Raw genomic sequence first — 21,531 nt, 5'->3', positions numbered from 1 at the left:
GGCTATGTGGCACCCCGGCTGGGTGTGCCAGGCGGTGACACCAAAGGCCTCACCGAACGAGAACAGCCCCGAGAGCCACCAGAACTGAGCCGGCTTATACATCGCCAGGCCGGTGATCAGGCTGAAGCCCAGCAGGATCAGCATCAGCGTGTACACCAGCCGGTGACTGGCCAGTCGACGCCTGGGCGCGTGGACACTGGCCCTGAGGGTGCTCAGATCCCCCACCTCCGCCAACCTCCGCCGGCGCTGGGCCAGTAGCAGGGCCATCCAGAGACCGAGGTTGAGGGCATAGAGCCCCATGAAGCCGAAATGCCAGTCGCGGCCGCCGGCCAGCCAGCCACCGAGGGTGAACAGCTCCGGCATGGTGGCGCCCCCCCGCCCCCCGAAGACCGGATTGGCGTTGTAGATCTGCAGACCGCTGCCGGCCATGACCAGCAGCACCAGCAGGTTGAAGGCATGGAAGGCCCGGGTCCACCAGGGCGCGTGGCGGATGCGGGCGGACTGGACCGGAACCTCGGGCATGGGTGATGGAGATCCTGGAGGGGATACCGGTGAGCCTGGCCAATGGATTGCCGGAGACACGCCTCGGGTTGCCCATCACCGGTTCGCAATCAACGATTGGTCCATCGCTGACATGCACGCCGCAAATCTGCACACCGCTCAGATGGGTGCGATCGGTCTACAGGCCATTGCCGTCGATGGCTCCCGGAGGGTTGTCCGTTCTCCTGACAAGTAGGTTATCTCAATTCCACAAGATGTTCGGCTGATGGCCCCGCGTCGCTCCAGCTTCCTTGCCGATTTCAAGGCCTTCATCAACAAGGGCAATGTGGTTGAGCTTGCGGTGGCGGTGGTGATCGCCGGCGCCTTCGGCAAGGTGGTCCATGCGGTGACAAGGCTGGCCGAGGCGCTGGACCGGAAGGGGCTGTAGGGGCGGCCCGCAGGTCGGAGGTGCAGATCATCGCCAACTCGCTCGATCTCCTGCTCGAGATCACTGCGCGCGTAGGCGAACTCAGCAAGACTGGACGCATCTCAGAGACGTCTACGGTTGCTCAGTTGAATCTGGGAGTCGAGCACCATCGCCCGCCGTGAGCGATCCACCGCCCAGGGTTCCACCCGAGGCTTTGCGTCCGGTACACGAACCGTGAGCGCGCCACCGGCGGGACCGGAGGAGCAGCTGGTGGCGAAGCTGCGGAGGATCGAGGCCCTGTTCGCCAGGCCTACCACTGACGGGGAGCGGGTGGCGGCCGAGCGGGCGCGCGAACGCATCCAGGCCCGCCTGCGGGAACTGGCGGCCGAGGAGCCACCGGTGGAGTTCCGCTTCTCCCTCTCCGACCAGTGGTCGCGACACCTGTTCGTGGCCCTGATGCGGCGCTACGGCATCCAGCCCTACCGGTATCGCGGCCAGCGGCGCACCACGGTGATGGCGCGGCTGAGCCGCCTCTTCGTGAACGAGACGCTCTGGCCGGAATTCCTGGAGCTGCAGCAGACCCTCTCGGCCTACTTCGATGCGCTCACCGACCGGGTGATCGAACAGGTTCTGGAAGTGGAGGCCAGCGAAGCGGAGGAGCGGGCCGAGTCAGCTCAGCTGGAGCCGGTGGAGCATCAGGGGACGTTGTTGTAATGCAGACGGAAGCCACAGCGGGGGCTCACTCCAGATCCGCTCATCGCCTACTCGCGTCCATGCGAACACGTCGAGCCTCTTGGCGGCTTCCCCAGGCCGAAGAGAATCCAGCAGTCGGCCAGGATCAGCATGGATCCCGAATTCTGGCCACAGAATGAGAGAAGCCATGTCGTGAGATCCCATGATCGTCAGCCAGCGCTCAACAGGCAAAGACTGGCCCGACATTCCCTATCTCGACTGGGAGGAAACCGCCACAACCCTGCAGCTCTGGATACAGATCATCGGCAAGATCCGCCTGGTTCAAACACCATGGACCAACCACTCCTGGCACGCTCCGCTCTACCTGAGCACCCGTGGCCTCACCACCTCACCCATTCCCCATGGCGGCCGCCTGTTCGAGCTGACCTTCGATTTCATTGATCACCAGCTGGTGATTCAGACCAGCCTGGGGGAGCGGCGTCAGGTCGCCCTGGAGCCCCGCAGTGTGGCTGAGTTCTATGGGGCGGTGATGGCTGAGTTGCACGCCCTCGGGATCGATGTCCAGATCAGAACCACACCGTGTGAGATCGCGGACGCCATTCCTTTCGAGCAGGACACGCTTCATCACCACTACGACCCTGATGCAGCCTGCCGATTCTGGAGAGCCTTGCTGCAAGCCGATCGTGTCTTCAAGGACTTCCGATCCCGTTTCCTGGGCAAGTGCAGCCCGGTTCATTTCTTCTGGGGAAGTTTCGATCTGGCTGTGACCCGCTTCTCTGGCCAGCTGGCACCGGTTCACCCTGGTGGCATTCCCAACCTCCCAGACTGGGTGACCCGTGAGGCCTACTCCCATGAAGTGATCAGTGCAGGATTCTGGCCAGGGGGCGGCGGTGTGCAGGAACCAAGCTTCTATTCGTATGCCTATCCAACGCCACCAGGATTCGCCGAGAGTTCAATCACACCGGCTGAAGCCAGCTGGAAGGCCTCGCTCGGCGAGTTCCTCCTCCCCTACGAAGCCGTTCGAGCAGCCCCATCACCCGACGAGCTGCTGCTGAGCTTCTTGCAGAGCACCTACGAGGCTGCCGCTCAAGGCCTGAACTGGGACCGGGAACAGCTGGAGCGGCAACCGATCTCCGCTTAGGGCTGAGCTGTGCCGATGCGGCACAGCTCAGCCAAGCCCCGCCAGCCGCCCCCGGGCCAGAGCCGCCTGGGCCTCGGCTTCGGCCAGGTTGGCGCGGCACTCGGCCACCACCTCCGGCGGCGCCTTACCGGCGAAGTTGGGGTTGGCGAGGCGGCCAGCCAGGCCCTTGATCTCCTTCTCCGCCTTGGCGAGGTCTTTCTCCAGGCGGCCGCGCAGGGCCTCGATGTCGACCAGGCCCTCGATCGGCAACAGCACCTGCAGTTCACCGCTGACCGCCGCCAGGCAGCGCTCACCGACGGCAGACGCATCCGCAGCGGCCGGATCGCGCACCTCCACCGAGGTCGCCCGGGTGAGGGCGGTGATGTCGCCCGTGGCCTCGCGCAGCACCGCCGCCAGCTCCGGCCGGCTGGTGAGGAACACCACCGGCGCGCTCTGGGAGGGTTTGAGGCCCGCCACGGCCCGCAGGTTGCGCACCACCCGGATCGCTTCGATCAATTCAGCGAACTGGGCTTCCAGCGCCTCATCGAGGGCCGCCTCGTTCACAGCCGGCCAGGCCTGCAGGGCCAGAAAGGTTTCTTCCGGGGCGCCGGTGAGCCCGTGCCAGAGCTCCTCACTCAGGTGGGGCATCAGCGGATGCAGCAGCACCAGCAATTCGGTCAGCACCTTGGCCAGCACCTGCCGGGCCACCTGCTGATCGGCCAGGGCTTCGGGGCTGAGGGTCTCGCCCGGGATGTCGCCCTCGCTGGAGGGCCGGGGGTTGAGCCGCCGCTTGAGCAGCTCAATCGTCCAGTCACACACCTCGTTCCAGGCGAATTCGTAGAGCCCCTTGGCCGATTCACCGAGGGCGTAGCTGCCGTAGCGCTGGGCTGTTTCCTGGTTCACCCGCGCCAGCCGCGAGAGGATCCAGCGGTCGGCCAGGGTGAGGTGAGCGGGATCGGGTTCGCCCAGGGAGGCTGGCGTTTCGCCGCCCAGGTTGATCAGGGCGAAGCGAGTGGCGTTCCAGAGCTTGTTGGCGAAGTTGCGGGCTGCCTCCACCGTGGCCGAGCTGCCCGTGGCGCGGTCGTAGTCGAGGCGGATGTCCTGGCCGGCGCCGGCCACCTCGCGCACCAAGGCGAAGCGCAGGGCGTCGGCGCCGTAGCGCTCAATCAGCGGCAGCGGGTCGATGCCGTTGCCGGCGCTCTTGCTCATCTTGCGGTTGTTCTCATCCCGCACCAGGCCATGGATCATCACGTCGGCAAACGGCATCCAGGGCTGTCCCGCGCAGGCGGGCTCCATGGCCCCGGCCAGCATCGTCATCCGCGCCACCCAGAAGAAGATGATGTCGAAGCCGGTCACCAGCACGCTGGTGGGATACCAGGTGGCCAGATCGGCGGCGTTTTCGTCGGGCCAGCCCAGGGTGGAGAAGGGCCAGAGGCCACTGGAGAACCAGGTGTCGAGCACGTCGGGGTCCTGCTCCAGCTGCAGCTCCCGCCCTTCCGCCCGGCTGGCGACGCCGAACTGCGCCTCCGCCTTCGCCTGTGCTTCAACGGCGTCACGCGCCACCACATAGGGGGTGGCGTCGCTGATCACGCCGCCCGTTTCACTCACCACGAACCAGGCGGGAATGCGGTGGCCCCACCAGAGCTGGCGGCTGATGCACCAGTCGCGGATGTCGGTGAGCCAGTCGCGGTAGACCTTCTCCCAGCGCTGGGGCACGAAGTGGGGTTCGCCCTGATCGAGGGCCTCGCGGCAGCGGGCGGCCAGCGGTTCGGCCCGGGCGAACCACTGGGTGGAGAGCAGCGGCTCCACCGGCACCTTGCCCCGATCCGAGAACGGCACGCTGTGGCGATGGGGTTCCACCTTCACCAGGCAGCCTTCGGCCTCCATCGCCGCCACCACCGCCTTCCTGGCCTCGAAGCGATCCAGCCCGGCGAAGCGTCCGCTAGCGGCATTCATGGTGCCGTCCTTGGCCATCACCGTGATCAGGGGCAGGCCGTGGCGGGCGCCGATGGCGAAGTCGTTGGGGTCGTGGGCGGGGGTCACCTTGACGCAGCCGGTGCCGAAGGCCGGATCGACGTGCCCATCGGCCACGATCGGGATCTCGCGGCCCACCAGCGGCAGAGTGATCGTCTGGCCCACCAGGGCGGCGTAGCGGAGGTCGCTGGGGTGCACGGCCACGCCGGTGTCGCCCAGCAGGGTTTCGGGGCGGGTGGTGGCCACCACCAGATGGTCGAGACCACCTGAGCCCTCACCGCCGCCAGCGGTGAGCGGATAGCGGAAGTGCCAGAGGTGGCCGTCGAGCTCCTTCATCTCCACCTCGAGATCGCTCACCGCCGATCCCGAGGCCGGGCACCAGTTCACCAGGTACTCGCCCCGGTAGATCAGCCCCTGCTCGTGCAGGCGCACGAAGGCCTCCACCACGGCTTTGTTGAGGCCGGGATCGAGGGTGAAGCGCTCCCGCCGCCAATCCACCGAGTAGCCCAGGCGCCGCAGCTGACCCACGATCGTGCCTCCGCTCTCGGCCTTCCAGCTCCAGGCACGCTCGAGGAAGGCGTCGCGGCCCAGGTCGTCCTTGCTGCCGCCCTCGGCCTTGATCTGCTTCTCCAGGATCGACTGCACCGCGATCGAGGCGTGGTCGGTGCCGGGCAGACAGAGCACGTTTTTGCCCTGCAGACGCTGGAAGCGCACGATCGTGTCGATCAGGGCCGTCTCGAAGCCGTGGCCCATATGCAGGCTGCCGGTGACATTCGGCGGCGGGATCACCACGCTGAAGGGTTCCCCCGGGGCGTTCGGATCGGGATGGAAGGCACCGGCTTCCTCCCAGGCCGCCTGCCAGCGGTCTTCGGTGCCGGCAGGGTCGTAGGTCTTGGGCAGGGCAGCCTCGGCTTGAGCAGGGGTGGCCTCGGCCATGGCAACGGAGCACCAGCAGTGGCCCCATGGTCTCAAAGGATGCCGGCCCGTCGGCCGTTGGCCATGGTGGGGGCTCCTAAACAGGCAGTCCCTGCCATGGAAGCGATGAGTGACCCAGATCGCTCCACCTTCAAGCCCTTCCAACCCCGCCGGCACGCGGTCTATGCGCGGCTGCTGGTCGTATGCGTGCTGATTCTGGTCCTGTTCACCCTCCCCCACCCATGGAACGGCATCTCCTCCATGGCCTACCAACTGATGGGAGTCGTGATGATCCAAGGACTTGGCAATCCCGACGGAGTCCTCAGCTTTGGGCCGATGCAACGACTGCTGTTCAAGGGCTTGGGGATCGCCGCGTTGGCCGTCGCAGTGCTCTGGTATCTCACACCCGTGGAGCTGCGCCAGACCGGTGTGCCGGTGATCGTGCTCTGGAGTCTCTTCAGCCTGTGGAGTGCGGCCCGGCTGATCCGCAGCCTGGCGCTGGAGCGCACGGTGAACGCCCCGGTCCTGCGCGGTGCGCTGGCGGGTTACCTGATGCTGGGGCTGGCTGGCGGCCTGATCGGCGCCGCCCTGGAAACCCTGGTGCCGGGAAGCTTCAGCAACGTGGCATTCACCCCGCAGGGGTTGGACACGACTGAAGCGGTGTGGCGCCTGAACTTCATCAAGATCAATTATTTCTCCTTCGTGAGCCTCACCACCGTCGGCTATGGGGACATCACCCCCCAGACGCCCCTGGCCCAGATACTCAGCGTAGCAATCTCCATTACCGGCACCTTCTACGTGGCGGTGGTGATGGGCCTCCTGATCAGCCGCTTCACCCTGCAGTCCGAAGGCCGGGAGGCTGAGTGACCATGAATGGGCATCCGCTGACCAGGTCTAGAGTCTTGACCTCCCAGGGGCTGTCGTGAGTCTTTCTGACCGGTTCATCCGCAACCCGGTTCTGACCACGGTGTGCTCCCTGGTGATTCTGCTCGTCGGTGGGGTGGCGATCCCCCTGCTGCCCCTCGAAAAGCTGCCCCAGCTGGCACCGACCCAGATCCAGGTCACGGCCACCAACATCGGCGCGGATGCCCGCACCACCTTCGACACCGTGACCCGGGTGCTGGAGAAGGAGATCAACGGGGTGGAGGACATGAAGTACATCTCCTCCAACACCTCCTCCGACGGCATCTCCAACATCAACGTCTTCTTCCCAGTCGCCGTCGATCGCAATATTGCTCAGGTCAACGTTCAGAACAGGGTCAGTCAGGCGTCGCCAACCCTGCCCGACGTGGTCAAGCAGACCGGCGTGACCGTGAAGGCCGCCTCGCCGAGCATCCTGGTGGCCTACGGCTTCTACTCCGATACCGACGCCAGCGGTGATCCGCTCTACGACCCACTATTCCTCAGCAACTTTGTCGACCAGAACCTCAGCGATGAGATCCGGCGCGTACCGGGTGTCGGTAATATCTCGATCATCGGAGAACGTCGCTATGCCATGCGGATCTGGCTAGACCCGATCAAGCTGGCCGGCTTCGGTTTGACACCGCTCGATGTGGAGCGGGCCCTGCAGGACCAGAACATCCAGACCGGCGCGGGTCGCCTGGGGCAGCAGCCCAGCCCGAAAGGTCAGGAGGTGACCATTCCCCTGAAGGCCGAAAGCCGCTTCCGCGATGTGGCCGATGCCGAGAACCTCATCATCAAGCGGGGTGCTGACGGAACCCTGGTGAAGCTTGTCGATGTGGGGCGGGTCGAGCTGGGAGCAGAGAATTACGACGTGGAAACCACCCAGAGCGGCAAGCCCTCTGTGGCCCTCTTCGTGTACCAGTTGCCGGGTGCCAATGCCCTCGATACGGGCAACCAGGTGAAGGCAAAGATCGAACAACTGTCCGCCGATTTCCCGCCCGGCATCCGCTTCGAGATTCCCTACGACTCCACCCTGTTCGTCACCACCTCCCTGACGGATGTGACCGGCAACCTGCGCGATGCCATCGTGATGGCGGTGCTCACCATCCTGTTGTTCCTGCAGGACTGGCGCTCCACCGTTGTGCCGGCCCTGGCGATGCCGGTGGCGATGGTGGGCGCCATGGCGGTGGTGCTGGGGATGGGCTTCAGCATCAACCAGCTCACCATGTTCGGCATCATCCTTGCGATCGGCACCGTCACCGACGACGCCGTGGTGATCGTGCAGTCGATCAAGGACAAGCTTGGCCAGGGCATGAAGCCGCTGCAGGCGGCGCTCGATTCCATGAACGAGCTGGCCACTCCCACCATCACTGCGGCACTGGTGCAGCTAGCGGTGTTCATTCCGGTCTGCTTCTTCCCGGGCACCACCGGCATCGTGTACCGCCAGTTCGCCGTCACCCTGGCAGCGGCGATTGTGTTGTCCACATTCAACGCTCTGACGTTCTCCCCAACTCTCAGTGCCCTGTTTCTGCGCCCCGAAGGATCACCGCCAGATGCGATACAGCGCGGGATCAACTGGGGACTGGGTTGGTTGTTCCGGGGTTTCAACCGGATGTTCGGATCACTGGTGGCCTGGTACGGCAAAACCATCCAACAGCTGATGGAGCTCCGCCACATTGTGTTTGCACTTTTTGTGGCCGGCCTGATCGCCACGGTGGCGATGCTGGGCATTGTGCCGACTGGGTTCATCCCCGATGAGGACCAGGGCCTGATGATCCTGCTGGGAGAATGTCCTCCCACGGTTGCCCTGACCTATACCCAGAAGCAGGTCGCCCAGGTGAGCGGCATTCTCAAGGGCTATCCGGAGATCGAAAGTTTCTTGGGAGCAGCGGGATACGGACTGGAAGGCAACGCCTACAACAAGTACCTCTTCTTCGTGCGCTTGAAAGCCTGGGATCAACGTACCGAGGCCAACCAATCCGTTTTCAGCCTGCTGCAAGCGATCAATGGCAGGCTCCAGCAGGAAGTAACCGGCTCTTTTGCTTTTGCTTCCAATGTCCCGCCCGTTGACGGGGTCGGCGCCACCGGCGGTTTCGAGTTTCACCTCCAGAACAGGGCCGGTCAGCCGATGGAGGTGTTGATTCAAAACGCCCAGACCCTGATTGCCGCTGCCAGAGATCGCCCTGAACTGCAACGGGTCACCACCACGTTCACTCCTGCCACCGAGCAGATGACCATCACCTTGGATCGGGATCTGGTGCAGGCCCTCGACGTTGACGTCAATGAAGCCTTCGGCACCCTTGAGGCCTACCTCGGCGGGAAATATGTCAACGACTTCATTCTTGGAGCTGACCAGTATCGGGTCTATGTACAGGCTGAGGGGAGCCAGAGACGCCAGCCTGGCGACATCGGCTCTTTCTTTGTGCGCTCCCGCTCCGGCGAGCTGGTGCAGCTCCAGAATGTCATCAAAACCGAGCCGTTCATCGCTCCACCCACGATCACGGCCTACAACGTCTACGAGTCTGTGAAGATCCAGGGGGTTCCTGCCCCCGGCTATAGTTCAGGCCAGGCGATTGCAGTCATGGAGCAATTGGCTGCGGAAACCCTCGATCCTGGCTTCGGCTACGAGTGGTCTGGTCTCTCGCTTGAAGAGAGAAGTGCAGGGGGGGCCACCACAGCAATCTTTGCGCTGGCCTTCGTTCTGGTGTTTCTGGTGATGGCCGCCCAGTACAGCAGCTATATCGACCCTCTGATTATCCTGCTCACCGTGCCCCTGGCCAGTCTCGGTGCGATGGGGGCGATCTGGCTCCGCGCCAACCTGCTGCAGGCCGGTGGCTTCTGGCCCGTGATCAGCAACGACATCTTTGCCCAGGTGGGCCTGCTCATGCTGATCGGCATGGCCAGCAAGAACGCCATCCTGATCGTCGAGCAAGCCAACGAGTTTCTGCGGCTGGGGATGAGCCTGCCCCAGGCCGCTATCAATGCAGCCAAGGTTCGCTTCCAACCGATCGTGATGACAGCGGCCTCGGGACTGGTGGGCTACATCCCCCTGATGACGGCCTCCGGTGCCGGTGCCATCAGCCGCTGGTCGATCGGCACGGTGAGCTTTGGCGGCTATCTGGTCTCCACTGTGCTCAGTCTGGCGGTCGCGCCGGTGCTGTTTGTGATCATCAAGGGACTGGAGCGGCGTTACCTCCTGGAAGCGCCTGCCAGTCCTGAGCCGGGTCTGAGGTGAACCGAGCCAACCGCCAACGCCTGTTCGCCGCCCTGATCGGCGCTGCGATCGGATTCGCCCTGGGCCGGGCGATCGAGCCGCTGGGGCAGGACCCCACGGGCCAGGAACGCTTTCGCAGCCTCCCCTACCAACGGCTTTACCGCGCCTATCCCCGCGTCGGAGCCGGGGTCGGGGCACTGGTCGCTGCAGGCTTCGCCACCATTGCCCAAGCCCAGCGGAGGAGACTCAGTCAGCGAAAACCTCGATCAGGCGGGCCATCAAGAGGTTCGCGGCCTTGAGGCCATAGTCAGTGGCCCAGCAGCGCACGGGCAAATGCCCTTCCAGCAGGGCTCCCTCCGTGTCCAGGGCCGTGGCCACCGGCACCGTGAGGTCCTCGGGCATGGCAAAGCCCACGCCTTCCACCAGGGGCCAGCCCACCCGCTGGGTGAACTGATGGAACAGGCCGTGGTCCTGGGCGATGAGGCTCTCGCGACTGCCTCCCAAATCACGGTAGAGACGCTGTTGCACGGTGAATCCCTGGTGGTTGCCGGTGCTGGAGCGCCAGAGCGCATCGATAATCTGGAGTGGACCGGCTGGACACCGTTCCAGCGACTCCGGGCAGATGTCCCCATCCGGACCCGCCAGTTCATCGAAGAGGAGGTGAGCCGTCTCCAGATCGGCGGCATCCAGATCCCCGGCGCTCAGCAACGCCCGCAAGCGAGAAAAACGCTGCACATCTCCCACCTGCAGCAAGGTCTGCTGAAGCTCCTGGAGCTGGGAGGAAAGACCCATGATCTGCTGCTCCAGATGCTGCACCCGCTGTTCGAGATCGTTCATCGCACGGTCACCGTCATGCCGTGGCGCAGGCTGAACAGGTTGCTCACGATCACCGCTTGTCCGGATTGCAGGCCCTTGAGCACCGGGTAGCGGTTGTCCTGCAGGGGCCCCAGTTTCACCGGCTGTTTCAGAGAGAAGCGAGTCGACGGCGGGAGCGTACGCAGCTTTTCGATGGGGGCATTCCCCGGCAGACGTTCAAGATCCGAAAGGCTACCCATCACGAAGACGAATGTCTGGCCGCTGGTTCTGGTCACAGCCAGGGCAGGGACCGCCAGCTGGGGTCGTGTGCCGATCATCAGCCGTGTACGCACCCGTTCGCCATTGCGGAACTCTCCGGCTGGATTGTCCAGCTCCGCTTTCACCAGGAAGGTCTGGGTGGCATCGTTCACCCGCGGATCGATTGACACCACCCTCCCCTCCACCATGCCGGTGCCGCTGGGTGTGTTGAGCAGAACAGGCTGACCAGGGCGCACCTGCCGGCCATAGCGCGATGGCACCTCCAGCCTCGCCAGCAACCTGGATGTCCGTTGGATGGTGGTGAACGGGGTGCCAGCACGGATCACATCACCCGGCTTCACGGCCACGTCACTGACGACCCCGTCGATCGGGGCACGTAGATCCTTGTAGGCAAGATCGGCCTGTTTGGCCTTTAGGCCCGCTTCTGCTGCAATGAAATTCTGACGGAGGGCATCACGCTGGATGGCACTGGCAGCTCCCTGTTTCTGCAGGTAGTCGAAGCGCTGGTAATTCAACAGGCTCTCATCCCGCTGACCTTGAAGAGCCTTGACCTCCTCTTGCAGCTGGGTCTGGTCGAGCACCACGAGCAATTGGCCCTGCCGCACCTGATCCCCTTGGCGGATGCGCAGGCTCTGGATGCGCCCGCCGGCCTGGGCGGCCAGGCTCACTTCCTCGGGGGCCTCAAGGGTGCTGATGCTGGAAATCTCCTCTGGAAAGCTGTGGCTGCCCGCTGCCTGCACCGATACGGCCAAGGGTTTAGGCAGCGGCTTGGAAGGGTCCGGCTGACAGGCAACCAAAGCGACCGCCAGGCCCACAAGCACTGAGCCGCTGAGGATGCGGCAGCCTGGATGAGAAGCCGGCCACGGGAGACACATTCGCACCAGCCTGGAAAGAGAAGGTCTCTTCATTGTGGGTCCACGGCAGGCGGATTCCCTAGGGATCCGCTGCAAGGCCAGAACCACGTCAACACTGAGATCAACAATGACATCGATGTTGCTGCAAAAGCTATTATCCAGCTTCCGCGAAACGGTCACCTTCATGTCAATCAAGATCGTGCCCAAGCCGTATTCTATCGACAGCAGATTGCCATTCAAGTTCAGCAGCTTGATCACACTGATTAGGATCCTGCAACAGCTTGGGCTGCTCCACTTCGCCGAACGGAGAATTGCCGAGTGCATCCAGTCAGGCCACGGCACGGCACGGCATGATGGAACATCGGCTCCGGCTTGGGGGTCCCCAAGGCCTTGCACTGAACGGCGCACTCAACTGCCGAGGATGTTGATGGCCCTGGCCGCGATCACGGCGATGGTCAACAGGGAGATGGAGCTTTCGAGCATCATCAGCAGCATGGCCCGCGCGCTGAGCGGGATGGCCCCGGTGGGGCTGAAGGCCGTCGCCGTCGAAAAGCCCAGGAACAGGTAATCGATGAAGGTGGGTCGCCAGTCTGGGCTCACGGCATCGGGAACCCCCTCCTGGGGGAAGAACCAGTCCGCCCGGATGGGCAGACGATTGAGCCTCGCCTCGGGGCCGCCGCGATCGACATGCCAGAACGTCAGGGAGAAGGTGACCACGTTGGAGACCCAGATCGCGACCCCGGAGGCGAGCAGCTCAATGGCACTGAGCTGTCCTCGGCCAAACAGCATCTCCTCAATCAGAATGACCAGACTCGCCAGCGTGATGCTGCCGGTGACCGCAACGAAGAGGGCGGTGGTCACGCGCTCGATCCGCAACCACCTCCGGCTGCCGGCCGTCAGTCCGACGGCCAGCATCGGGATTAACGCCATGCCGAAGAGGATGAAGTCGTAGCCGGCAGGAAGGAGCCGGAACCGGTTGGGCAGCCCTCGCTCCAGCGCCCAGAGGACGACCACGGCGAAGGCGGCGGACCAGCGCAGTTCAATGCGCAGGGATTTGACGGATTTGTTCTGGTCCATGCCGGCTACTGCAGTGCCATGGCCAAGCGCAGCCGTTCTTCCGGGCTGATCAGATGGTCGAGATCCTCGGCGTCCTTGTCGACGGCGATCTCCACCCAGTTCACCTCGCCGCTGAATGTGCCGCCGGCTGTCGGGTAGTCGTCGGTCACCGGCGAACCGGCCTCAAAGCCGACGTCGCAGGTCTCGTCCGCGGAGAACACCATCGGTTCGGTCTGCTCCACCCGGCCCTCGCCCGATTTCTGACCATCCACATAGAGCGTCACAGTGCCCCCCTTGGCCAGGCCGCCGCCGTCGTAGGCAAACTCCATGCGCACCTGATGGGTTCCCGCCGGAATCGTCGCCGTGCCCGCGATCGTGTAGCGGTTCACGCCATAGAAGTTGTAGCAGTACTTCGGCTTGCCTTCTCTGGCATAGAGGCTCCAGCCACCGGTGAGGCCACCCTGGGCGACGATCACGCCCTCAGCACCCTCTGGAGGCACCACCACCTCGGCGGTGATGGCGTGCGACTTGTTCTTGAAGTTGACGATCGAGCTTTCGCTCAGCCGGCCCATGCCGCCGAACAGCACTTGCCGTGTTCCTTTGATCAGCTGGGGCCGGCCGGCAATCTCGGGATTGGCCCGCTCGGCGAAGCGATCATCCAGCGGCAGCACGTTGTACTTGGTGGCTTCGATCAGCCACAGCCGCTGCAGTTCATGGAGCTTCTGGGGATGCTCCATGGCCAGATCCCGCGCCTGGGTCCAGTCGGTGCTGGTGTCGTAGAGCTCCCAGACATCGTCGTCGAAGGCGGCCAGTTTCACCTGGCCGGTGACCCAGGGGGTCCGGTGCCTGGTCACGGCGGTCCAGCCCTTGTGGTAGATACCGCGGTTGCCCGCCATCTCAAAGTACTGGGTCTGGCGCCGTTCGGCCGCCTTGGAGTCGTTGAAGCAATAGGCCATGCTCACCCCTTCGATCGGACGCTGCTGCACGCCATTCACGAAGGTGGGCTGGGGCAGGCCAGCCGCTTCCAGAATGGTGGGGGCCACATCGATCACATGGTGGAACTGGCTGCGGATTTCGCCCCTGGCCTGGATTCCCTTGGGCCAGTGAACGATGGTGCCGTTGCGGGTACCGCCAAAATGGGAGGCGACCTGCTTGGTCCACTGGTAAGGCGTGTCCATGGCGTGGGCCCAGCCCACCGCGTAGTGATTGTGGGCCTCAACTCCGCCCAGTTGATCCAGTCGCTCGGTGAGGAACTCGGGGGTCTCCAGGTGTGCAAAGCCCGTGAGCGGAGCCATTTCATTGAAGCAGCCCTGGAGGGAGCCCTCCGCTGAGGCGCCGTTGTCGCCGATGATCACGTAGATCAGCGTGTCTTCGAGAATCTCAAGATCCTGAAGCGCATCGATCAAGCGGCCAATGTGATGATCGGTGTGCTCCAGGAAGCCCGCATACACCTCCATCTGGCGGGCGAGAATCGGCTTCATCTCGGCCGTGATCGTGTCCCAGGCGGGAATGTCGGCATGTCGCCCCGTGAGCTGACAATCGGCTGGAATCACCCCCAACTGCTTCTGACGGGCGAAGGTTTCTTCCCTCAGAGCGTCCCAGCCCCGGTCGAATTGGCCTTTGTACTTATCGGCCCATTCCTTGGGCACATGGTGCGGAGCATGGGTGGCTCCAGGAGCAAAATAGGTGAAGAACGGCTTGTCGGCCATCAGCGCTTTCTGCTGGCGGATCCATTTGATCGCCTTGGTGGTCAGATCCTCGCTGAGGTGATAGCCCTGTTCGGGAGTTTTCTGGGGTTCCACCGGCGTGGTGCCTTCGTAGAGCGCCGGATACCACTGGTTGGTTTCGCCGCCGATGAAGCCGTAGAAGTATTCGAAGCCGCCGCCGCCGCTGGGCCATGCATCGAAGGGTCCCATCGGGCTCGTCTGCCAGACGGGCACCTCATGGCACTTGCCGAACTGCGCGGTGGAGTAGCCGTTGAGCTTCAGGGTGCGCGCCAGGGGTGCGCAGCTGTTCGGCAGGATCGAGTTGTAGCCAGGCGCGGCCGTGGCGATCTCGGTGATGCCGCCCATGCCCACCGAATGGTGGTTGCGACCGGTGAGCAGGGCCTGCCGGGTGGGGGAACAGAGGGCGGTGGTGTGGAAGCGGTTGTACTTGAGGCCGCCTGCGGCCAGCTTCTCGATGTTGGGCGTCTGGCAGGGCCCACCGAAGGCGCTCGAAGCACCGAACCCCACATCATCCAGCAGGATCACCAGCACATTGGGCGCTCCCGCCGGCGGCCGCAGATCCCGAATCGGCGGATAGGTCGTATCTGGATCCCTGGCGTCGTAGGTGGTCAGGCCCACATGGGGTTGATCTGGGATCGGCAGGATCTGGCGTTGCACGGGATCGGAAGAGGTCATCGGTGAACTTGATTAGGTAGCAAACTCCGCACTCCTCAAGACGCGCTCCGGCCGAGCGCCGCAGCTGCAGATGGCATGAACCACACGCTCGGTCATCGCTGCCAAGTTGAAGCGCCGGTTGAAGCGGTAATTGAAGGCACCCAGGTAGCGATCAGCGTACTTATCGAATTTCAGGGCATGGAAGGTACCACTGAAGCTGGTTTCAAGTTGCTCAGCACCGTGTTGATCCAGCGGAATTCCGGCAGTTCACTGGGATGGCGTCCTTTCACCACCACAGCTTGATGCAGGCAACCGCCTTCTGGCACAGCGCGGAAGCAGGCCAGCCCGTCGGAGATCACTTCACATCCTATCGCGAGTGAATCCTGTGCCCAATCAGCGATGGCGGCAAAGGAGAACGCGGCCACGGTGGCACGCTTCACGTGCCTGGGGTGGCCCGCATCATCGAGAGAAATGGCCGCGACGATCGGTACCTTGTTCTCTGATCCACGACCAGGCTTGCCACCACAGCGTTCTCCGCTAAGGAAGGCAGCATCCACCTGTACCTTTCCCCGCAGGACATAGGCCCCATCCCGCTCCTTCATCGCCTGCATGATCTTGTTGTGAGCCAGCCATGCCGTGCGGTAGTTCACGCCGAGATGGCGCCTCAGAGCGAGTGAAGAGAGGTGGCTGAACTTGGGCAGCGACAGGCCGGCCTGGAACTGAATCCGACTCATGGCCATGGCAGATACCTGTGGTACACACGTACCAGCTTATGCGACAAAGCCGGCTGACGGAGCTTGCTACCCACCAGATGATCGTTTCTGGCATCAGCTCGATCAATCGAAGCTTGTCGATTCTGGCTCATCATGATGATTGGGGCAGCACAGGCCGCCTGGAAGGAGGGCATCAGATTCAGAAGAATAAAAGGATAGGGATCCCAGCGCTCCCCCTTGCTGCCGGCATTGACGATGATCCAGAGAATCAGGACAGCCGCCTGAATGATGATGAAGCGCCAGGAGCCCACCACGGCCGCAACCCGATCCGCAATAGATTCACCCCAGGAAAGCCGATCACTTGGCGGATTGAGCCCAGGCTTTCTACGCCGCAACCGCTGAAGCAAAAGATATTTTTCAGGGGTGATTTTTTCTTGATCGGCTTTGTTGCTGTTGCCATGCTTCTGCCTGGGAATCAGGTGAATGCCATCTAGAACTGTGGCGAATCTGCGTAAGGCTTATTCGCAACATTGGATCCTAGGGAAGCTCTGAATAACTTCCTTGGGATTGGCTTTCCCTGCCGAGACTCATTGCATCGCAGTGTTCCCAATTCCCCGATCCAGAGTTGATCAGAGGTTCCCTAAGTCGTCTTTTCCCTCTCGTGCCCGGCGTCGAGGCCTCATCGGGCGATCGACCCGGTGGCTGGCGTCTGCGTCGCCGTCCGTGGCCACACCACAGCTGTATGGATCCGTGCACCCCTCGGAGAACGTGAACGGCATCAGGCGGCAGAGGCCTCAACCATCTCAGGATCCACCGCTTCAGCCTGTCCCACGCCTTCTGGAGGTGGTGCCATCAGCAGCTCGAAACATCCACGTTTCTCCCTGGCAGCCTGTGAAGCATGCAAAGGTTGTTTCTGTTCAGCTGAAAATCGTTCAAACCACTGTGAGTCAGGGGTTACAGGCACGCACGCATGAGACCTGTTTGCTGGAAGAAGTCTGACCCGCTCATTCTCTTCCAAGGTGCTGGTGTTGCATCTGCTTGTTCAACCTCAGCGATGAGGGACTGGAATTTCAAGTCAATTCGCCGCCAGCCGCGCCACGTAGGACTCCAGGGTGCCGGCGTTGATCCAGCCGGTGGCGATCGTCTTAGCGTGGCTGGTGGAGATGCGCCCACGGTGGGTGTGGGAGGGGCTGGCCGGGAAGATCAGCAACTTGCCCCGCTCGGCCTCCTCGTGGTGCTCCTGCCAGTGGAACTCTGTGCCGCCATCGGGGATGGTATTGAGGTAGAGGATCCAGGCGAGCACGCGCCGGATCGGTTCGGTGGCCTCCTCGCTGGTGGTCCAGTCGCAGTGCCAGCTGCGGAATCCCTCGCCGGGCGCGTAGTGCTGCAGGTTGAAGATCGGGTTCACGAACAGGGAACGCTCCGGGCACACCTCCAGCAGCAGCGAGCGCTCGCTCAAGTAGCGCTGCAACCCGGCCGACACCCCCCGCAGGATCGCCTCCGCCAGGCCGTGGGCTTCGGGGTCGGAGCGGTCGATCGCCACCAGGCTGATGTCGGTCGAGACCTTGGCGGGTTGAGCGGGATCATGGCCAAAGGCAACGCCCGGGCGGCGCAGATCCGCCCGCCGCAGGTAGAAACCCAGGGCCGCATCAGCCAGAGCCTCATAGCCAGGATTTCGGTAGGTGCCGATCAGGCGCATCAGATGCCTGCCACTGGCGGGCACCGTAGGAAAGACCCCCGGCACGTCCTCTCAGCGCCGAACTCAGCTCGGCGAGGCCAGCCGCGTCCAGGGAATGGCCACCGCAGATTCATGGCGGACCCAGGTGTGCGGATCGGTGCTCACCTGCTGCGCAAGGCCCACCTGCTCCAGGGCTGCGCTGAGGGTATCCGCGGCCAGCCCGCCCTCCCCTCCGGCGGGCTCCAGGGGCAGCGCGAGCACCAGGGCTTCGGCGGGATCCGCCATCAGCTTGAGGTTCACCTCCTCCAGCTCACGCTCGAAGAACAGCCGCCGCATCCGGGCCGTGGCGTGAGGGCCGATCGCGCCGGCGAACGCCTCCAGACCCTCGCGGCTGCCGTCAGCGCCACAATTGAGCGCCAGCCAGATCATCAGCTTGGCCCAGCTCTCGGTGGTCCACAGCGGCGGGAAGCTGGTGCGGTGCTGGCGCACCAGTTCGCCGAGGGCGAAGTCGAACAGGCAGGCCTGCAGCGCCGAGGCCGGGGCTGAGCTGGCGCCGGGTCCGGCAGGGGTCACGGAAAGAGACTGTTGAGGGGAAACCCAGGCTGCCCCAGGCACGGGAACTGATCAGGAGTTCCGCACAGGAGTGTCGCCTGACGCGCCTGAAACGTCTCGGGTCTGCCCTTGGGGGCAAACTGCATGGGCTTGCACAGAACATGCCCATGGCCCTGGATCTGAACGACCCGGAGCTCGAGTTCTCCGATCTGGTCTACGCCTACCAGAGCTGGGTGATGGCGATGATCAACGACGAAAAACTCGGCGGTGAGGAGAAACTGCTCACCGACGACATCACCGAGGACGCGCTCAACTCCATGCGCTTCCTGCCCGGAGAGGTGACCTCGGCGATCGAAACCTCCCTAGCCCGCGTCTACGACGTTGATCCCGACGAGCTGGCCGAGCTGCTCTTCCCCGGTGAGGACTGACCTCGGATCACACTGAGCTGAGCTCACACCCACGCACCGGTGGCCTCCGACACCTATCTTCTCGGCACCGATCCAATCGAGCTCGAGCGGCTCCGGCTCCAACATCAGCTCTGGCTGCCGGAGGCTCGGCTTGCCTGGCAACGGGCTGGACTGACGCCTGGCGAACGGGTGCTGGATCTGGGGGCCGGGCCGGGCTTCGTGGCCCTGGAACTCGCCCAGGACGTCGGCCCCGCGGGTCGGGTGCTTGGTCTGGAGCTGAGTGCGGCCTATGTCGATGCGGCACGCACGGCAGCCAAGGGGCTGGGCCAGCTGGAGCTGCGTCAGCACGACCTCTGCCGGGATCCCTTCCCCCAGGAGTCTTTTGACCTGGTGTGGTGCCGCTGGGTGCTGATGTTCCTGCGCGAGCTCGACCCCCTGCTCGATCGACTTGCTGCCCAGCTGCAGCCGGGAGCGCGGCTGGTCATTCACGAGTACATCCACTGGAGCAGCTTCGGGTTGCATCCCGACGCCGAGGGGGTGGCCAGCTTCGGCCGCGCCGCCCACGCCAGCTTCCTGGCCGCCGGCGGGGATCCGGATGTGAACCGACGTCTGCCGTCGCTGCTGACGCAGCGGGGATTTCGCATTGATGAACTACGGCCTCTCACGGTGGTGGGACGCCTGGGCGACGGTGTGGCGCGCTGGCTGGAGCGCTTCGTGACCACCTACGGCCCGGAGCTGATCCGCCAGGGGCTCTGGAGTGATGGGGAGGCCGGGCGGGCACGGGCCGAGATGGCGGCGGCGCGGCAGGATCGAGGTGCCTTCTGGGTCGGGCCCACGGTGATGGAAATCCGCGCGACACGATGACTCACCTGAGTGCCGAGTAGCCCGATGCCCTGGACCTTGACCGACTGTCCTGACCAGAGCGGCCGGATCGCCCTGATCACCGGCGCCAACAGCGGGCTGGGGCTCGAGACCGCCCGGGCCCTCTCGGGCCGGGGAGCCACGGTGGTTCTCGCCTGCCGCTCTCGCTCCCGGGGGGAGGAGGCGCGCAGCGAGCTGCTGCCGGCCGCGACTGCGGGGCTGGAAGTGCTCGAGCTTGACCTGGCTGATCTGGCCAGCGTGCGCGCCGGAGCGTGCTGGATGCAGGAGCATTACGGCCGCCTGGATCTGCTGCTCAACAACGCTGGCGTGATGGCTCCGCCCCGGTGCCTCACCCACGATGGCTTCGAGCTGCAGTTCGGCACCAACCACCTGGGGCATTTCGCCCTGACGTCCGCCCTGCTGCCCCTGATGGAGGGGCGCCCCGACGCCCGGGTGGTGACCGTGACCTCAGGCGCCCAGTACTTCGGGCGGATCGCCTTCGACGACCTGCAGGCGGAGCGGCGCTACGACCGCTGGGCGGCCTACAGCCAGAGCAAACTGGCCAATGTGATGTTCGCTCTCGAACTGCAGCAGCGGCTGGAGGCGGCAGGCAGCACGGTGGCATCCCTGGCAGCCCATCCAGGGCTGGCCCGCACCAACCTGCAGCCGGCGTCGGTGGTAGCCAATGGCTCCCGCCTTGAAGAACTGGCCTACCGGCTGATGGACCCCCTCTTCCAGAGCGCCGCCATGGGGGCCCTTCCCCAGCTCCATGCCGCCACCGCCCCAACAGCGACAGGGGGCGAACACTACGGGCCTGATCAATGGGGGGGGATGCGCGGCTGGCCGACCCAGGTACGGATCGCCCCGGCCGCCCTTGATCCCGTCCAGCGCCGCAGGCTCTGGGAGGTGAGCGAGGTCCTCACGGAGGCCCGGTCTTGAGGCGGAGATCTGGACGGCAATCGCCCCGAGCGCCGCGGATCCTCAAGCTCGGCTGCACCCTGACGCTGCTGCTCGGCCTTGGCGGCTGCAGCAACGGCTTCCTCCCTGACACGCTGTTCATCTACGTCGAGAACGAATCCGACCTGAGCCGCCAGGCGGAGATCGGCGATTCCCATGAGGCCGTTCTGCAGCTGCTCAAGGATTTCGAGCAGGTCAATCCAGGGGTGCGCATCCAGGTGCAGTACTTCCCCAGCGAAGCAATCGTGCCCGCCACGGCCTTACGCAACGCTCGCGCCCTCGGCCCTGATCTGCTGGTGACCCGGCTTTTCACGGCGCTGCAGTTGCACGAGCAGAACCTGACCGCCCCGGTGAGCTTTCCCGGCAAGCGCTTTGATGAGATCCACAACCGCTTCCTCTCCCGGTTTCGCCTGGCGAACAACCAATTCCTGGCGGTGCCCCTGCTGGCGGAGGCACAGCTTGCCTGCTTCAACAAGCGACGCGTTCCTGTTCCGCCCACCAGCCTGGACGAGCTGATCGCCCTCAGCGCCAAGGGAATGCGGGTAGGCCTTCCCTTGAGCGCCCCCGACCTCTACTGGACCACCAGCGGCAGCGAAGCCAAGGGCAGCTTGAATGCTCTGCTGGAATCCGACAACAGCAATGCCGCCGCCCCAACAAGGCTTGATGCCGTGGAGCAGCGCCAGCTGCGGGGTTGGCTCAACTGGCTGGACGATGCCAATCAGCAACTGAACGTGGAATTCGCCGAGGATGTGATCGAACTGCGGGACCGGCTGGGCAAGGGGGAACGGGACTGGATCAGTTGCCACAGCCTCTGGCTGGGACTCCTGGGCCGCCAGCTGGGGTCCTCCCTGGGGGTGTCGCAACTGCCGGGGAGGGCCGGCCAACCGGCCACCACCCTCACCCACCTGAAGGTCTGGAGCTTCGGGGAACATTCCAGCCCCCGCCAACGCCAACTGGCAAAAGCCTTTGTGCTGTTCACCCTCAACCCGGTGAATCAGCGGCGACTGATGCTGGACGTTCCCGGTAGTCTGCCGGTTAACCGGCAGGTGCTGATCCCCACCAAGAGTTCGGACCGTTTCGCGGTCATGACCGCCAGCATGGACAATTCCATCATGCTGAACTTGCGCAATCCCCATGTGGTGGAGCAACAGGGGGACCAGCTGAATGACCTGCTGCGTCAGTTGATCTTGGGAACCCTCGATGTCGATGGGGTGCTCCAGGATCTGAGCGCTCCGGGCGGAGCACCCCCGGACCCCGGCACCCCCTGAGCAC

General features: G+C 64.2%; 17 protein-coding genes and 2 pseudogenes. 9 read left to right on the top strand and 10 right to left on the bottom strand.

Going from position 1 to position 21,531, the window contains the following annotated elements:
- Positions 1-522 (bottom strand): cytochrome b/b6 domain-containing protein (locus KBY67_RS00880; protein ID WP_255107591.1); only part of this gene is annotated, 522 nt, incomplete at its 3' end.
- Between the two features lie 244 nt (positions 523-766).
- Here KBY67_RS00880 and KBY67_RS00875 point away from each other — a divergent pair.
- From KBY67_RS00875 to KBY67_RS00865, 3 genes and pseudogenes are all read left to right on the top strand, one after another.
- Positions 767-898, top strand: a pseudogene (locus KBY67_RS00875) (MscL family protein); the annotation flags it as partial.
- Positions 899-1,141: 243 nt separating this feature from the next.
- Complete coding sequence (locus KBY67_RS00870) at positions 1,142-1,621, top strand: hypothetical protein (protein WP_255107589.1); 480 nt, start codon at positions 1,142-1,144, stop codon at positions 1,619-1,621.
- Between the two features lie 181 nt (positions 1,622-1,802).
- Positions 1,803-2,741, top strand: coding sequence for a DUF5996 family protein (locus KBY67_RS00865; RefSeq protein ID WP_255107586.1), 939 nt, complete (start codon positions 1,803-1,805; stop codon positions 2,739-2,741).
- A 27-nt stretch (positions 2,742-2,768) separates the two neighbouring features.
- Here the strand turns inward: KBY67_RS00865 and KBY67_RS00860 are convergent, their stop codons facing one another.
- Positions 2,769-5,630 carry a valine--tRNA ligase gene (locus KBY67_RS00860; RefSeq protein ID WP_255107583.1) on the bottom strand — a complete coding sequence of 954 codons (2,862 nt, stop codon included), beginning with the start codon at positions 5,628-5,630 and terminating at the stop codon, positions 2,769-2,771.
- A 105-nt stretch (positions 5,631-5,735) separates the two neighbouring features.
- Between KBY67_RS00860 and KBY67_RS00855 the strand changes: the two genes are divergently transcribed.
- Positions 5,736-6,476 carry a potassium channel family protein gene (locus KBY67_RS00855; protein ID WP_255107574.1) on the top strand — a complete coding sequence of 247 codons (741 nt, stop codon included), beginning with the start codon at positions 5,736-5,738 and terminating at the stop codon, positions 6,474-6,476.
- Between the two features lie 55 nt (positions 6,477-6,531).
- Positions 6,532-9,747, top strand: a complete 3,216-nt coding sequence (locus KBY67_RS00850; protein WP_255107573.1) for an efflux RND transporter permease subunit — start codon at positions 6,532-6,534, stop codon at positions 9,745-9,747.
- A gap of 225 nt (positions 9,748-9,972) precedes the next feature.
- Here KBY67_RS00850 and KBY67_RS00845 read toward each other — a convergent pair whose 3' ends face one another.
- From KBY67_RS00845 to KBY67_RS00810, 8 genes and pseudogenes are all read right to left on the bottom strand, one after another.
- Complete coding sequence (locus tag KBY67_RS00845) at positions 9,973-10,563, bottom strand: GUN4 domain-containing protein (protein ID WP_255107572.1); 591 nt, start codon at positions 10,561-10,563, stop codon at positions 9,973-9,975.
- Positions 10,560-11,912 (bottom strand): efflux RND transporter periplasmic adaptor subunit, encoded by a 1,353-nt coding sequence (locus KBY67_RS00840; protein WP_255107571.1) that lies wholly within the window; start codon positions 11,910-11,912, stop codon positions 10,560-10,562. The genes KBY67_RS00845 and KBY67_RS00840 overlap by 4 nt, the downstream gene beginning before the upstream one ends.
- A 150-nt stretch (positions 11,913-12,062) precedes the next feature.
- Positions 12,063-12,731 (bottom strand): hypothetical protein, encoded by a 669-nt coding sequence (locus tag KBY67_RS00835; protein ID WP_255107570.1) that lies wholly within the window; start codon positions 12,729-12,731, stop codon positions 12,063-12,065.
- 5 nt (positions 12,732-12,736) lie between these two features.
- Positions 12,737-15,112: an arylsulfatase gene (locus KBY67_RS00830; protein ID WP_255107569.1), complete on the bottom strand. Its 2,376-nt coding sequence runs from the start codon at positions 15,110-15,112 to the stop codon at positions 12,737-12,739.
- Between the two features lie 12 nt (positions 15,113-15,124).
- A pseudogene (locus KBY67_RS00825) lies at positions 15,125-15,774 on the bottom strand (IS1595 family transposase); the annotation flags it as partial.
- A gap of 47 nt (positions 15,775-15,821) precedes the next feature.
- Positions 15,822-16,115 carry a DUF1003 domain-containing protein gene (locus KBY67_RS14805; RefSeq protein ID WP_399213636.1) on the bottom strand — a complete coding sequence of 98 codons (294 nt, stop codon included), beginning with the start codon at positions 16,113-16,115 and terminating at the stop codon, positions 15,822-15,824.
- A gap of 764 nt (positions 16,116-16,879) precedes the next feature.
- Positions 16,880-17,503, bottom strand: a complete 624-nt coding sequence (locus KBY67_RS00815) for a 2OG-Fe(II) oxygenase (protein ID WP_255107631.1) — start codon at positions 17,501-17,503, stop codon at positions 16,880-16,882.
- Positions 17,504-17,566: 63 nt separating this feature from the next.
- Entirely contained in the window at positions 17,567-18,055 is a 489-nt protein-coding gene (locus KBY67_RS00810; RefSeq protein WP_255107565.1) for a protein phosphatase, read from the bottom strand.
- A 146-nt stretch (positions 18,056-18,201) separates the two neighbouring features.
- Here KBY67_RS00810 and KBY67_RS00805 point away from each other — a divergent pair, with 146 nt between their 5' ends.
- From KBY67_RS00805 to KBY67_RS00790, 4 genes are read left to right on the top strand one after another with little or no spacing between them, the layout of a single operon-like run.
- The gene (locus KBY67_RS00805; RefSeq protein ID WP_255107563.1) at positions 18,202-18,462 is read left to right on the top strand and encodes a hypothetical protein; all 261 of its coding nucleotides are present in this window, start codon (positions 18,202-18,204) and stop codon (positions 18,460-18,462) included.
- A 39-nt stretch (positions 18,463-18,501) separates the two neighbouring features.
- On the top strand, positions 18,502-19,305 hold the full coding sequence (locus KBY67_RS00800; protein ID WP_255107561.1) for a methyltransferase domain-containing protein: 804 nt from the start codon (positions 18,502-18,504) through the stop codon (positions 19,303-19,305).
- 24 nt (positions 19,306-19,329) lie between these two features.
- Positions 19,330-20,241 (top strand): oxidoreductase, encoded by a 912-nt coding sequence (locus KBY67_RS00795; protein WP_255107559.1) that lies wholly within the window; start codon positions 19,330-19,332, stop codon positions 20,239-20,241.
- Entirely contained in the window at positions 20,238-21,527 is a 1,290-nt protein-coding gene (locus KBY67_RS00790; protein WP_255107557.1) for an extracellular solute-binding protein, read from the top strand. Before KBY67_RS00795 ends, KBY67_RS00790 begins: the two co-directional genes overlap by 4 nt.
- Positions 21,528-21,531 lie beyond the last annotated feature (4 nt).

It is taken from the genome of Synechococcus sp. RedBA-s, from assembly GCF_024345495.1.
In the GTDB taxonomy this organism is placed as follows: Bacteria; Cyanobacteriota; Cyanobacteriia; order PCC-6307; family Cyanobiaceae; genus Regnicoccus_A.
The sequence above is the reverse complement of the archived record's forward strand: the minus strand, read 5'-3'. Positions and strand labels throughout refer to the sequence as shown.

Coding starts and splice junctions, on each gene's coding strand:
- KBY67_RS00865 (WP_255107586.1), top strand. CDS start 1,803: ATGATCGTCAGCCAGCGCTCAACAGGCAAAGACTGGCCCGACATTCCC.
- KBY67_RS00860 (WP_255107583.1), bottom strand. CDS start 5,630: ATGGCCGAGGCCACCCCTGCTCAAGCCGAGGCTGCCCTGCCCAAGACC.
- KBY67_RS00855 (WP_255107574.1), top strand. CDS start 5,736: ATGAGTGACCCAGATCGCTCCACCTTCAAGCCCTTCCAACCCCGCCGG.
- KBY67_RS00845 (WP_255107572.1), bottom strand. CDS start 10,563: ATGAACGATCTCGAACAGCGGGTGCAGCATCTGGAGCAGCAGATCATG.
- KBY67_RS00835 (WP_255107570.1), bottom strand. CDS start 12,731: ATGGACCAGAACAAATCCGTCAAATCCCTGCGCATTGAACTGCGCTGG.
- KBY67_RS00830 (WP_255107569.1), bottom strand. CDS start 15,112: ATGACCTCTTCCGATCCCGTGCAACGCCAGATCCTGCCGATCCCAGAT.
- KBY67_RS00815 (WP_255107631.1), bottom strand. CDS start 17,503: ATGCGCCTGATCGGCACCTACCGAAATCCTGGCTATGAGGCTCTGGCT.
- KBY67_RS00805 (WP_255107563.1), top strand. CDS start 18,202: ATGGCCCTGGATCTGAACGACCCGGAGCTCGAGTTCTCCGATCTGGTC.
- KBY67_RS00795 (WP_255107559.1), top strand. CDS start 19,330: ATGCCCTGGACCTTGACCGACTGTCCTGACCAGAGCGGCCGGATCGCC.